The following is an 11,702-nucleotide window of genomic DNA, read 5'->3' as shown; positions in this document are numbered from 1 at the left end:
AGTGCGGCGGCAGTTGGCGCCAGGAGCGCTGCCATGGTGGCGACAGTCGCCCCTACCACACCGATACGAGCTTTCATGTGTCTTCTCCTGATCGACTAGGTGGCGGAGGGGTGAGCACAACAGCAAAGATACTGATGCTCACATTGCGGACGCTAACACCGTCAGTGGGTGCGCACAGCAAACAATGGGAAAAAAAGACCTCACATCAGCAGGGGCACTTCGGTGTTGATGACCCACCAGCCAGGTTGATGAATCGCTGCAATGGGCCTGTGGAGGGCCGGTCGCTCGAAAAGCTGGGCAGTCCGTCCCGGTTTCGACTGCCGGGGACGTTGACTCACGTCTGAAATGGTGGCACTACGTCAGCGTTCGATCACGGCCACTGCCTGCCGCGGCTACCGGCGATCGCCTCTCATTCGGTCTGCTTCCACATCCAAGGTGATGAGAGACCACGTGCGGACCGTGCAAACTATTGCGCCGCAATGCTGTGTGCTTTACCGTGACGCCATGTCACAGAACGAAGCCGTGCACAGAACCCATGCTGTTCTTTCTCCGGAGCAAGTTGAGCTACTCAGGCAGCACGGAATGCCGCCGGCAGAGCCTCACCGATCAACACAGCTCCGACGTCAGGCAAAGCAGGGGCGACCGTTTCCGGTGATCTCGCGTTCTGGCCGTACGTACAAGGACCCCGACGGGCGGCCGTACGGAGAAGTCGACCAGCGCCAACAGGAGCAGGCGGACGCCGGGTACTGGAAAGTTGGCGCGGCGGTTCGTGCGGCGTTGGAGCCCATGACGATTGCGGTGGGCGGGACCGTGAAGCGCATCCGCGAGGTCACCGCGTGGACCTATCACGCCGACAGTGGCAAATGGGTGGCAACGTTCGGCCAGACCTTCGATACGCCCGAAGACAATCCGCGGATCGACGCCCTCTACCCGGACTATCCGTACCGAATCGGGGACGACTGTCCGACCCGGCGCGGAGCAGCGTATCGGCCTGAAACCTACTAGGGCGTGTCTCCTAATTGGCGTAGCCAGGTCAGGATTGCGCAGAGCGTGACGGCGGCGCGGTAGGTGATCGCGAGTTTGTCGTATCGGGTGGCCAGAGCTCGCCACTGCTTGGCCAGCGCGAAGGATCGCTCGACGACGTTGCGGTCTTTGTAGAGGTCGGCGTTGAGTTTCGGAGGCCGGCCACCGCGGGAGCCTCGGCGTTTGCGGGAGGCGATGGTGTCGCTCTTCTCGGGGATGGCCGCGGTGATTCCACGGGCGCGGAGCTGGCGGCGGATCGTGCCGGACGAGTACGCCTTGTCGGCGATCACCGCGTCGGGACGGGTGCGAGGCCTGCCCCGGCCAGGGCGCGGGACGTGGATGTCGGCCAAGACCTGTTCGAGCATCGCGCCGTCGTGTCGTTGGCCGCCGGTGACCACACTCGCCAGCGGCCGGCCGCGACCGTCGACGGCGCTGTGAATCTTGGTGGTCAGCCCGCCGCGGGAGCGGCCAATGCCGTGACCTGCAGGTTCACAGTCCAGGAAGGGGCGGTTCTTGTGATTCGATCGTGCCCCCTGTGTCCTGATCAGGGCGCGTTGTGTTTGTGCCGTGCTGGTGGGCTCGGCAGATGGTGGCATCTACCGAGACGTTCCAGTCGATCTTTCCGGCCGCATCGGCCTCGGCAAGGATGGCCTGCAAGACTCGGTCCCACGTGCCGTCTCGGGCGTAGCGGGCGTGACGCTTCCAGACCGTCTGCCAGGCCCCGAACTCCTCCCGCGGCAGGTCCCGCCAGGGAATTCCTGCTCGGTAGCGGTAGATGATGCCCTCGACGACCTTGCGATTGTCGCGGAACGGATGCCCCTGCCGTCCTTCGTTCGAGGGCAGCAGGGGCTCGATCCGTGCCCACTGCTCATCGGTGAACTGGCGAAAACGTGACTTCGTCTGTCCCATCCGGCCACGGTCTCGCGAGTCAACACTCAACTATGGGAGACACGCCTCCTAGGCGCGACGGCCGCGCCCGCGGCTAGGGTGGGGGTATGTCGAGCATGCACACACCCCCGGCGACCATCGAGCCGTTCGCGGTGGTGCGCAGGGGTTTCGACCGCGAGCAGGTGACGGCCGCCCTCTCCCGCCTCGAGGCCGAGACGGAGCTCCTGCGTGCTGACCGCGACGCCGCCGTCGCCCGCGCTGACCGGGCCGCGGCGGAGGCCGAGCGGGCGCATGCCCGGGTGCGCGAACTGGAGGCCCGCGTCGCGGAGCTGGGACGGGCGCCGGTCACCAGTGACCAGATGTCGGATCGCCTGTCCACCATGCTCTCGCTCGCCACCGCCGAGGCCGCGGCCATTCGCGACGCCGCCCTTTCCGATGCCGATCGCGTCCGCACGGAGGCCGACGAGGAGGCGTGGAGACTCCGGGAGACCGCGGCCGCCGAACTGTCGGACGTCCGCGCCCGGGCCGCGGCCGTCCGGACAGAACACGCCCGCGTGCTCGCCGCCGCCCGCACGCGGGCGGAGGAGATCGTCCGCGCCGCGCGGCGTGAGGCGCGAACGCTCGACGAGGAGGCCGCCCGTCGTCGGGAGCGGATCGACGAGGATTTCCGGCTCGCGTCGGATCTGCGCCGCAGCGAATCGCTTCGCGAGGAACGCGAGCGCCACGACGCCGCGGTCGCCGCCGCCGAGGCGACGCGTCGAGAGGCACACGGTCAGGCGCGCCGGATCGTCGACCGAGCCCGGGACGAGGCGCGGGGCGTGACGGCGCGGGCACGCGCACACGTCGAGGAGCTCCGGGACCTCCGGCTGCGTGTGGTCGGCGATCTCTCCGCGATCCGCGCGAGGCTCGAACCCGTCCCCGGCGCCGAGGGCGACGACGAGTTCGACCTGCCGCCGGAGCCGGGGTTCAGCTCCAGCGACGGGTGAGGCCACGACGGCCGCGGCCAGCCCAGCATCCGGCGTGCCAGTGCCGTCGCTCGTCGTCGCCGCCCGGCCGGTCCGGCCAGGCGACCACGTGAGGTGTTCCCACGGTGACGAGGTGGTCGCAGCCCGGGCACCTGTAGTCCTTCGTAGCCCGTGCCGCCGGGATCCGTCGGACGTGGTACGGATCGGGATCGCCGGCGGGGCCGGACTCGAGCGGGCCGCCGCCGAGGCCGTCCCGCCGGGGCGCGGGGGGTTCGCCGCCGCCGCGCCGGTGTCTCCTGGGCATCTGCCTAGCTCAGAAGAGCCGTAGGTCGGTGGACTCGATGCCGCGGAGAGTGTCGTAGTCGAGGGTGACGCAGCGGATTCCCCTGTCAGTGGCGAGGGTGCGGGCCTGCGGCTTGATGACCTGAGCGGCGAAGATCCCGGTCACCGGGGCGAGCAGCGGATCGCGGTTGAGCAGCTCCAGGTACCTCGTGAGTTGTTCCACGCCGTCGATCTCGCCACGACGCTTGATCTCCACCGCCACTGTCACACCGTCGGCGTCACGGCCGAGGATGTCGACCGGCCCGATGGCGGTCATGTACTCGCGGCGCACGAGGCTGTACCCGGGGCCAAGGGTCTCGATGTGCTCCGCGAGCAGTTCCTGGAGGTGGGCCTCGACGCCGTCCTTCACGAGACCCGGATCCACGCCGAGTTCGTGTTGGGACTCGTGGTGCACCTCGGCCACGGTGATCCGCAGCTGCTCCCCTGACTTGTTCTCCACTATCCAGAGGACGTGATCAGGGTTCTCCGGGTGCTCCTGCTCGGAAAGCGAGCAGGGCGGCGTCATCCAGTTGAGCGGCTTGTACGCCCGGTCGTCGGCGTGGACGCTGACCGAGCCGTCCGCCTTGACGAGCAGCAGGCGCGGCGCCATGGGAAGGTGCGCGGTGAGACGGCCCACGTAGTCGACCTGACAGGTGGCGACGACGAGACGCAAGGATTCCTCCTGGATACGGGCAGTGAACCGCTGGGAGCGGGCAGCGGACCGAGAGCGCGGTCCCGGGGCGTCAGCGGTGGGGACGCCGGGGCCGGATCTGCTCGGTCGAACAGGCCTCGACCCATGCGAGCAATCCGGTCAGTTCGGCGGGCGCGAGGCACAGCTCACCCTCGACGACGGAGCCCCCGGGATCGGTCCCGGAGAAGGGCACGATCACCTCGCCCTCCTCGGCCACGTCGAGCTCGGGACCGGTCGGTTGTCGTCGCGCCCCCAGTGCGAGACTCCGACGGTCGAGCCGTACATCGGCTCCGAACCGGACGCTGCCCAGGCGGTAGAAGGCGACGTCGGTATCGGAGTACCGGACCGCTCCGTATCGCCACGACTCCTCCCCCGTCCTGCGCACGAGGACCGACGTGGAGTTCCGTCGGACGACCACCAGACGATAGACCGCGGCCGCGACCACCGGGATCAGGACGAGCAGGACGACGACACCGAGAACGATCTCGATGGGAGCCGTCAATCTGCTCAACTCCTTCCGGTGGCCGCGGCCGGGGGTGCCGGTCGGGCCGGAGGTCGACTTAGGCGCCGGCCTTCTCGATGGCGCGGAGGCGACCCCGGGCCTTTGCGGCGGCGGCGGCGTCGTCGCCGGCCTCGGACAGCGCCTTCTCGGCAGCGGAACGGTCGATCGCGTCGGACCACTCCGCCGCCTCACCGAGGATACTGACCTTGTGGGCGGTGACCGAGAGGAAGCCACCCTGGACCGCGGCGACCTTCTTGCCCTCGTCGGTGTAGACGGTCACGGTGCCACCGGCGTCCAGTTCGCCGAGCAGCGGCTCGTGCCCGGCCTGGATGCCGATCTCGCCCTCGGTGGTCTTGGCGACCACCATCGTGGCGGTACCGGACCAGAAGCGGCGCTCGACCGTGACGAACTCGACTTCGATGTCAGCCATTGTCTACGGTCACTTCCCCGAGAGCTTCTTGGCGGCCTTCTCGACGTCGTCCAGACCGCCGATGCCGTTGAACGCCTGCTCGGGCAGGTGGTCGAGCTCGCCCTTGCACAGCTTGTCGAAGGCCTCGATGGTCTCGGACAGCGGCACGACCGAGCCGACCTGGCCGGTGAACTTCTCGGCGACGAGGAAGTTCTGGCCCAGGAAGCGCTCGAGACGACGGGCCCGCTGGACGGTGACCTTGTCCTCCTCGGACAGCTCGTCCATACCGAGGATCGCGATGATGTCCTGGAGCTCCTTGTACTTCTGGAGGATCCGGATGACTTCCTGCGCGACGCGGTAGTGCTCCTCGCCCACGATGCCGGGCTCGAGGATGCGGGAGGTCGAGGTGAGCGGGTCCACGGCCGGGTAGATACCCTTCGACGCGATGGAGCGGGAGAGCTCCGTGGTGGCGTCGAGGTGGGCGAACGTGGTCGCCGGCGCGGGGTCGGTGTAGTCGTCCGCGGGGACGTAGATCGCCTGCAGCGAGGTGATCGAGCGCCCGCGGGTCGAGGTGATCCGCTCCTGCAGCTGACCCATCTCGTCCGCCAGGGTCGGCTGGTAACCGACGGCGGACGGCATACGGCCCAGCAGCGTCGAGACCTCGGAACCGGCCTGGGTGAAACGGAAGATGTTGTCGATGAACAGCAGGACGTCCTGGCCCTGCACGTCGCGGAAGTACTCGGCCATCGTCAGGGCCGAGAGGGCGACGCGCATACGCGTCCCCGGCGGCTCGTCCATCTGACCGAACACCAGGGCGGTGTCCTGGAGAACGCCCATCTCCTCCATCTCGAGGAAGAGGTCGGTGCCCTCACGGGTGCGCTCGCCGACGCCGGCGAACACCGACGTACCGGAGAACTCACGCGCGATACGGGTGATCATCTCCTGGATGAGAACGGTCTTGCCGACACCGGCGCCACCGAACAGGCCGATCTTGCCGCCCTTCACGTACGGGGTCAGCAGGTCGATGACCTTCACGCCGGTCTCGAGGATCTCGGTCTTGCCCTCGAGCTGGTCGAAGGCCGGCGGCTCGCGGTGGATGCCCCACTGCTCGCCGTCCCGGCCCGTGCCGGGGGCGTCGAGGCAGTCGCCGAGCGCGTTGAAGACGTGGCCCTTGACGACATCGCCGACCGGCACCGAGATCGGCTTGCCGGAGTCGACGACCTCGGCACCGCGGACGAGACCGTCGGTCGACTGCATCGAGATGCAGCGCACCATGTTGTCACCGAGGTGCTGGGCGACCTCGAAGGTCACCGTCTTGGCGACGGCCGGGAGGGTGATCTCGGCCGTGAGGGCGTTGTAGAGGGCCGGGAGGGCGCCGCGCGGGAACTCCACGTCGACGACCGCGCCCAGGACGCGGGAGACCCGGCCGGTGAGACCGGCCGTGCCCGTCGTGCTCTGATCGGTTACAGCTGTGGTCATTGTCTAGTCACTTCCTGCGCTCGCGGCGAGCGCACCGGCTCCGCCGACGATCTCGCTGATTTCCTGGGTGATCTGTGCCTGACGGGCCTGGTTCGCCTCACGGCTGAGGCCCTCGACGATGTCGGTCGCGTTGTCCGTCGCCGACTTCATGGCCGTACGACGGGCCGCCGACTCCGACGCCGCCGACTCGAGCAGTGCGGCGAAGGCCCGGGTCGACATGTACCTCGGGAGGAGGTTGTCGAGCAGGGTGTCGGCGTCCGGCTCGAAGGTGACCTCGGGCTTGAACTCGGCCTCTGGGGAGTCCATGTAGTCCTCGCCCAGGTCCAGCTCCTCGATCTCGACCTGGGTCTCGATCGGCGCCAACCGCCGCGCCTTGGGCGTCTGGGTCAGCATGGAGACGAACCGGGTGTAGACGATGTGGACCTCGTCCACGCCCTTACGGGTCGTGTCGCCCTGGTGATCCTCACCGAGGAACTCCGCGGCGTCGAACGAGTCCTCGCCGCCGACAGCGAACGCCTTCGACAGGAGCTGGAAGGCCGGCCGGGCCTCCTGGTAGTCGGGCTTCTCGGAGTGCCCGGACCACGAACCGGCGAGGGGGATCTCCCGGAAGGTGTAGTAGACGATGCCCTTGTTGCCGAGGACGTAGATGTCCACCTCGCGACCCTCGCCCTCGAGGTACGCGATGAGCTCGGCGGCCTCCTTGAGGACATTGTGGTTGTAGCCGCCGGCCATGCCACGGTCGGAGGTCACCACGAGGACCGCGGACCGCTTGGGATCCTCGGGCTCGTTGAGCATGCGGTGCTGGATCGACGACGCACTCGCGAGGTCGGTCAGGATCGCCGTGATCTGGTCCGCAAACGGCTTCGCCGCGGCGACCCGTGCCTGGGACTTGGAGATCTGCGAGGTGGCGATCAGCTCCTGGGCCTTGGTGATCTTCTTCGTCGAGTTGACCGACTTGATCCGGTCGCGGAGTTCGCGCAGGTTGGCCATGGTCTCAGATCACGCTCCTCTCGCCCGAGTATCGGATGGCTGTCATCGCGAGGCCTCAGGCCTTCTTCTTCTTGGTGACCGTCAGCGTCTCGCGGTCGATCTCGTCCTCGGACAGCGCCTCGGCCTCGGGCTCGTTGACGACCCGCGAGCCGTCGGAGGCCACGAAGCCCTCCTTGAACTCGTCGGTCTTGGCCTTGAGGGTGGACATCGAGTCGTCGGACAGCGCGGCGCCGCCGGCGATCTGCTCGTAGACGTCGGAGGCGGCGTGGTGCAGGTGCTCGAGGAGCTCGTTCTCGAAGCGACGCACGTCCTCGACGGGGACGCTGTCGTAGAAGCCCTCGCCCGCGAGGTAGATCGACACGATCTGGTCCTCGACGGCCACCGGCGAGCTCTGGTCCTGCTTGAGGATCTCCACCAGACGCTGGCCGCGCTCGAGCTGGGCCTTGGAGGCGGCGTCGAGGTCGGAGGCGAACGTCGCGAACGACTCGAGATCGCGGTATGCGGCCAGGTCGAGACGCAGCGAGCCGGAGACCTTCTTCATGCCCTTGGTCTGGGCGGCGCCGCCGACTCGGGAGACGGAGATACCGACGTTGACGGCCGGCCGCACACCACGGTTGAACAGGTCGGACTCGAGGAAGACCTGGCCGTCGGTGATCGAGATGACGTTGGTCGGGATGAACGCCGAGACGTCGTTGGCCTTGGTCTCGATGATCGGCAGGCCGGTCAGCGAGCCGCCGCCCATCTCGTCCGAGAGCTTGGCGCACCGCTCCAGCAGGCGGGAGTGGAGGTAGAAGACGTCACCCGGGTAGGCCTCGCGGCCCGGCGGGCGACGCAGCAGCAGCGAGATCGCACGGTAGGCGTCGGCCTGCTTCGACAGGTCGTCGAACACCACGAGGACGTGGTTGCCCTGGTACATCCAGTGCTGGCCGATGGCCGAGCCGGTGAACGGGGCGAGCCACTTGAAGCCGGCGGAGTCGGAGGCCGGGGCCGCGACGATGGTCGTGTACTCCATCGCGCCGTGCTCCTCGAGGGTCGCCTTGACGCCCGCGATGGTGGAGCCCTTCTGGCCGACCGCGACGTAGATGCACCGCAGCTGCTTGGTCTTGTCGCCCGACTCCCAGTTGGCCTTCTGGTTGAGGATGGCGTCGATGCAGACGGCGGTCTTGCCCGTCTTGCGGTCACCGATGATGAGCTGACGCTGGCCGCGGCCGATCGGCGTCATGGCGTCGATCGCCTTGATGCCGGTCTGCATGGGCTCCTCGACCGGCTGGCGCTCGAGGACGGAGGGGGCCTGCAGCTCGAGGGCGCGGGTGTCCTCCGACTCGATGTCGCCGAGGCCGTCGATCGGCTGGCCGAGCGGGTTGACGACGCGGCCGAGGAAGCCGTCGCCGACGGGCACGGAGAGGACGTCACCGGTGCGACGGACCTCCTGGCCCTGGGCGATCTCCTCGAAGTTGCCGAGGATGACCGCGCCGATCTCGCGGTCCTCCAGGTTCAGCGCGACGCCGAGGATGCCGCCCGGGAACTCCAGCAGCTCGTTGGCCATCGCCGAGGGGAGACCGCTGATGTGCGCGATGCCGTCACTGGTGTCGACGACGACGCCGACCTCTTCCTTGGTCGCGTCGGTCGAAACAGTCGAGGTGTAGTTCGCAATCGCGCTGCGGATCTCATCGGAGGAGATCGTCAACTCCGCCATGTCATTCCTGCTCTCAAAGTCGGGATGTGCTTTATAGGTGTGTGCCGAGCCTCGACCACTGGAGACCGCAGCTCGTCGTTCGACCGGTCGAACCGGTCAGCGCAGGGTGCGCCGCAACGCGTCCAGGCGACCCGCCACGCTGCCGTCGATGATCTCGTCACCCACGCGGACCACCGCCCCGCCCAGCAGGGCGGGATCGACGTCGTTGTGGATGGCCAGCTCGCGGCCGTAGATCGACGCGAGCCGGCCACGGAGGTCGTCGGTCTGCTGCTCGGTCAGGGGCTCCGCGCTCGTCACCACGGCCACGGCGCGGCCGCGCAGTTCCGCGGCCTGCCGGGAGATCTCCATGAAGTCGTCCGCGGGCATCCCGGCCGGCCGGGCGACGGCCTGGGAGGCCAGCGCCTCGGTGACCGCGGTGACCTTGCCGTAGAGCACCTGGGCGAGCAGGGCCCGCTTGGCGTCCGCCGGCGCGGTCTTGTCGGCGAGGGCCTGCTCGAACTCCGCGTCGCCGGCGACGATGCGGCCGAGCCGGAACAGCTCGTCCTCGACCGTCTGGAGCTGGCCCTGCTGCTCCGCGGAGCGCAGGAGCGCCTCGCGGCCCAGCAGGATCAGGCCCGCCCGCAGTTCACGCGGGTTGGACCAGTCCCGGGACACCGCAGCGAGCAGGAGGTCGAGCGTGGTCTGGTCGACCTTCCACCCGAAGACCCCGCGCACGAGGTCCTGGCGGGCCTCCACCGGGGCGGACGTGTCGGCCACGGCGACCCGGAGTGACCGGTTGTCCTCCAGGACGTCGACGACCTGGAAGAGCTCCTGGCCCACCTTCGCACCGGTCGCCCCGCCGGCCGGGTCGGCGGCCAGGGCGGACTTCAGTGCCTCACGGGTCTGGTCGAGCGCGTCGCGACTCGCTGCGTGCATGGACTCCACTTCCCTTAGTTCTTGCCCGCGCCGGGGACCCGGTCGAGGTCTGCCAGAAAGCGGTCGATGGTGCCGGAGCGACGGACGGAGTCCGACAGCTGCTCACCCATGAGCCGCTCGGCCAGATCGACGGACTGACGCCCGAGATCGGAACGCAGTTCCGCGACGATCTGCTGACGCTGGGCCGCGAGCTGCTGGTTGCCGGCGGCGACGATCCTGTCGCTCTCGGCCTGCGCCTCGGCCTTCATGTCCGCGAGGATCTGCTGGCCCTGGGCTCGCGCGTCGTCGCGGATCTTGGCCGCTTCGCTGCGCGCCTCGGCGAGCTGTGCCTTGTACTTGGCCAGCTCCTCCTTCGCCTCGGCCTGGGTCTGCTCGGCACGACGCAGACCGCCCTCGATCCGCTCCTCTCGCTCATCGAGAACCTGCTGGAACTTCGGAAGGATGAACTTCCAGAACAGCCAGAGGATGACGGCGAGCGGGATGAGCGACCAGACGATGTCATACAGCGGAGGAATGAGCGGGTTGGGGCTCTCCTCCAGGGGGAGTGCTTCCCCCTCGGCCGCCAAGATGGCGATGACGTTGTTCATGGTGCGTCCCTAAGAGGTCGGTGTGTCGTCGATCAGAACAGGAAGCCGGCGACGATACCGATCAGGGCGAGCGCCTCGGTGAAGGCGATGCCGAGGAACATCGTGGTACGGAGGGTGCCGGCCATCTCGGGCTGACGGGCCATGCCCTCGACGGTCTTGCCGACGAGGATGCCGATGCCGATGCCGGGGCCGATGGCGGCGAGGCCGTAGCCGATCGCGCCGTAGCCGGTGACGTTCTGCTCGGCGGCCTGGGCGAGAGTGACGATGTCCATGGGGTTTCCCTTTCAGATGGCCGGGGCGGGTGGTTCCGCCCCGGTCGGACGTGGGTTGTCTGATTGACGGGTGGTCGTGTCAGGCCTGGGGGCCCGGGTACTAGTGGTTCTCCGCGTGGAGCGCACTGTCGATGTAGACGGCGACCAGCAGCGCGAAGATGTAGGCCTGCAGGAAGATCACCAGCAGCTCGAAGAGCGTGAACGCGACGGACAGCAGGGAGATGCCGGCGGACAGGACCGTCCAGCCGTTGAGCTGCCAGAAGAAGAAGTTCGACGCGCTGAACAGCAGCACCAGGATCAGGTGCCCCGCGAGCATGTTCGCCATGAGTCGGATGGTCAGCGTGGCGGGGCGCAGGATGAACGTCGAGACGAGCTCGATCGGGACCACCAGCAGGTGCAGGGCCGGCGGCAGGTTGGGGATCACGACGCTCGCCTTGATGAAGCGTCCGAAGCCGTAGCGCTTGGATCCCGCGTAGATGAAGGTGACGTAGCCCAGCAGGGCGAGCACCAGCGGGAACCCGATCCGGGCGTTCGGGGAGATGTTCAGCCCCGGGATGATGGCCGGCAGGTTCATCGCCACCACCGCGAAGAAGATCGTCGCGATGATCGGGAGGAAGCGGCGACCCTGCTCCTTGCCGAGGATCTCCTCCGAGATGTGCACCCGGACGAAGTCGAGGCAGATCTCCGCGACGTTCTGGACGCCCCGCGGCACCAGCTTCGGGTTGCGCATCGCGATCACCAGGAACGCGAGGAGAACGACCGCCATGAGGAGTCGGACCAGCATGAGGCGGTCGAGGGTGAAGGCACCGCCGGCGAAGTCCGTCAACCACTGCTCGGCAGGGAAGAACTCCTTGTCGATGTTCGGGGGGTGGAACTCGCCTTTGAAGGCCAGAAGCGTGGTACTCAGTGTGTTCTCCCCTGGTCGTGTCGGGCGACGGGCGCCCCAGCGCGTTCGGTATGAGCG

General features: G+C 68.1%; 14 protein-coding genes. 2 read left to right on the top strand and 12 right to left on the bottom strand.

Annotated elements, in window-relative coordinates:
* The first annotated feature begins 504 nt into the window (after positions 1-504).
* On the top strand, positions 505-1,005 hold the full coding sequence (locus DCI01S_RS01860; RefSeq protein WP_153038723.1) for a hypothetical protein: 501 nt from the start codon (positions 505-507) through the stop codon (positions 1,003-1,005).
* On the opposite strand, the gene DCI01S_RS16645 is transcribed toward DCI01S_RS01860, so the two are convergent.
* A protein-coding gene (locus DCI01S_RS16645) for an IS5 family transposase (RefSeq protein WP_375544743.1) occupies positions 1,002-1,932 on the bottom strand; the annotation gives its coding sequence in 2 pieces (ribosomal slippage) (positions 1,002-1,547 and positions 1,549-1,932; 930 coding nt in all). The genes DCI01S_RS01860 and DCI01S_RS16645 overlap by 4 nt on opposite strands.
* 86 nt (positions 1,933-2,018) lie before the next feature.
* Here DCI01S_RS16645 and DCI01S_RS01850 point away from each other — a divergent pair.
* Entirely contained in the window at positions 2,019-2,897 is an 879-nt protein-coding gene (locus DCI01S_RS01850) for a coiled-coil domain-containing protein (protein WP_244881623.1), read from the top strand.
* Here the strand turns inward: DCI01S_RS01850 and DCI01S_RS18265 are convergent.
* The 11 genes from DCI01S_RS18265 to atpB all read right to left on the bottom strand — a co-directional run bounded on the left by DCI01S_RS18265 (position 2,878) and on the right by atpB (position 11,630).
* On the bottom strand, positions 2,878-3,180 hold the full coding sequence (locus DCI01S_RS18265) for an Rv1322 family protein (protein ID WP_082767589.1): 303 nt from the start codon (positions 3,178-3,180) through the stop codon (positions 2,878-2,880). The genes DCI01S_RS01850 and DCI01S_RS18265 overlap by 20 nt on opposite strands.
* Before the next feature lie 9 nt (positions 3,181-3,189).
* Positions 3,190-3,870, bottom strand: coding sequence for an endonuclease NucS (gene nucS / locus DCI01S_RS01845; RefSeq protein WP_007627610.1), 681 nt, complete (start codon positions 3,868-3,870; stop codon positions 3,190-3,192).
* Positions 3,871-3,940: 70 nt separating this feature from the next.
* A complete protein-coding gene (locus tag DCI01S_RS01840; RefSeq protein ID WP_007627611.1) occupies positions 3,941-4,390 on the bottom strand; it encodes a DUF2550 family protein in 450 nt (149 codons plus the stop codon).
* Between the two features lie 58 nt (positions 4,391-4,448).
* Positions 4,449-4,820 (bottom strand): F0F1 ATP synthase subunit epsilon, encoded by a 372-nt coding sequence (locus tag DCI01S_RS01835; RefSeq protein WP_007627612.1) that lies wholly within the window; start codon positions 4,818-4,820, stop codon positions 4,449-4,451.
* Positions 4,821-4,829: 9 nt separating this feature from the next.
* Positions 4,830-6,278, bottom strand: coding sequence for a F0F1 ATP synthase subunit beta (atpD, locus tag DCI01S_RS01830; protein ID WP_007627613.1), 1,449 nt, complete (start codon positions 6,276-6,278; stop codon positions 4,830-4,832).
* A 3-nt stretch (positions 6,279-6,281) separates the two neighbouring features.
* A complete protein-coding gene (locus DCI01S_RS01825) occupies positions 6,282-7,268 on the bottom strand; it encodes a F0F1 ATP synthase subunit gamma (RefSeq protein ID WP_007627615.1) in 987 nt (328 codons plus the stop codon).
* Positions 7,269-7,323: 55 nt separating this feature from the next.
* Positions 7,324-8,964 (bottom strand): F0F1 ATP synthase subunit alpha, encoded by a 1,641-nt coding sequence (gene atpA / locus DCI01S_RS01820; RefSeq protein WP_007627617.1) that lies wholly within the window; start codon positions 8,962-8,964, stop codon positions 7,324-7,326.
* Between the two features lie 96 nt (positions 8,965-9,060).
* Positions 9,061-9,879: a F0F1 ATP synthase subunit delta gene (locus tag DCI01S_RS01815; protein ID WP_007627619.1), complete on the bottom strand. Its 819-nt coding sequence runs from the start codon at positions 9,877-9,879 to the stop codon at positions 9,061-9,063.
* 14 nt (positions 9,880-9,893) lie between these two features.
* Positions 9,894-10,466 (bottom strand): F0F1 ATP synthase subunit B, encoded by a 573-nt coding sequence (locus DCI01S_RS01810; protein ID WP_007627620.1) that lies wholly within the window; start codon positions 10,464-10,466, stop codon positions 9,894-9,896.
* Positions 10,467-10,498: 32 nt separating this feature from the next.
* Entirely contained in the window at positions 10,499-10,738 is a 240-nt protein-coding gene (locus DCI01S_RS01805) for an ATP synthase F0 subunit C (protein ID WP_007627622.1), read from the bottom strand.
* 100 nt (positions 10,739-10,838) lie between these two features.
* Complete coding sequence (gene atpB / locus DCI01S_RS01800) at positions 10,839-11,630, bottom strand: F0F1 ATP synthase subunit A (protein WP_043566452.1); 792 nt, start codon at positions 11,628-11,630, stop codon at positions 10,839-10,841.
* Positions 11,631-11,702 lie beyond the last annotated feature (72 nt).

The organism is Dietzia cinnamea NBRC 102147 (genome assembly GCF_001571065.1).
GTDB lineage: Bacteria > Actinomycetota > Actinomycetes > Mycobacteriales > Mycobacteriaceae > Dietzia > Dietzia cinnamea.
The sequence above is the reverse complement of the archived record's forward strand: the minus strand, read 5'-3'. Positions and strand labels throughout refer to the sequence as shown.